Genomic DNA, 1,239 nt, shown 5'->3' on the forward strand with positions numbered 1-1,239 from the left:
CCGACGCCGTCGTCATCCTGCCCGACCTCCACGCCCTCCTCCACGCCAAAGCCCCCGAAAACGACGCCGAAATCATCCGTTATCCCAAAGCCTGAATTACAGGAAAGTGAATTTTAAGAGGATCGTCATGCGCATCACCATCAAACTCAAGCTCGCCCTGGCCTTCGCCTTCCTCATCGCCCTCGTCGGGGCGATGGGCGCCCTGGCCATTTCCAATCTCTCGAGCTTGCAGGGCGCGATCACCAATCTGGTGCAGGGGCCGGCCAACGACCTCAACAATGTGCGCGGGCTGAGCTCCGCTTTTCTCATAAGCGCGCGCTATGAGAAGAACATTATTTTGGCCACGGCGCGCGAGGACGTTGTCAATTACCAGAAGGCGGAAGCCAAGGCGACCGAGGAGGCCTTAGCGTATGCCGCCAAGTTGAAGACCTCCAGCAACACGGAAATTGTCAAGGAAGTTCGCGATATCGAGAAGTCCTTCGAGCAATTGCTGCCGCTTCGCAAGAAAATCATAGAGCTTGGCGTTGAGAATACCCCCGAAGCCAACGCAAAGGCGGCCGACTTGAGCATGCACACGGCTCGTGAGTGGAACAACAAGATCACCGCCGGGATGGAGCAGTTGGCGGAAAAGGCCGTCGCCGCCATGGCCGCCACCAGCGAGGCGACCAACCACCAATACGAAACCTCGCGCACCGTACTGCTGTCCTGCATAGCCGCCGCCACCCTGTTCGCGGTCGGCGTCGCCGTGTGGATGTCGCTCGGCATCGGCCGCGGCCTCAAGCGCGGCATCGCCGCCGCCGAAGCTGTGGCGATCGGCGATCTCGAAAGCGAAATCGACTACAAGGCCAATGACGAAATCGGCGACCTGATCATCACGCTGCGCCGCATGACAGCCAATCTGCGCGAGACGGCGAGCGTCGCCGCCAAAATCGCCGACGGCGACCTGCTGGTTTCGCCCAAGCCGCTGTCAGACAAGGACACGTTGGGCCATGCGCTGACGCGGATGGTCGAGCGCCTGCGCGCCGTCGTCACCGACGCCCTGACCGCCTCCGGCAATGTGTCTTCCGGCAGCCAGCAGCTGTCCTCCGCCGCCGAGCAGATCGCCCAGGGCGCGACCGAACAGGCCTCCGCCGCCGAGGAAGCGTCCTCGGCGATGGAGGAAATGGCCGCCAACATCAAGCAGAACGCCGACAACGCCGCCCAGACCGAGAAGATCGCGCGCCAGTCGGCCAAGGACGC

The 1,239-nt window shown here is 62.5% G+C and carries 1 protein-coding gene; it reads left to right on the plus strand.

Going from position 1 to position 1,239, the window contains the following annotated elements:
- Positions 1-127: 127 nt before the first annotated feature.
- The coding region (locus tag CFB24_RS22250; protein WP_141098596.1) for a HAMP domain-containing protein at positions 128-1,239 on the plus strand (1,112 nt) is incomplete at its 3' end.

The sequence above is a fragment of the Rhodoblastus acidophilus genome (assembly GCF_900187365.1).
GTDB classification, from domain to species: Bacteria; Pseudomonadota; Alphaproteobacteria; order Rhizobiales; family Beijerinckiaceae; genus Rhodoblastus; species Rhodoblastus acidophilus.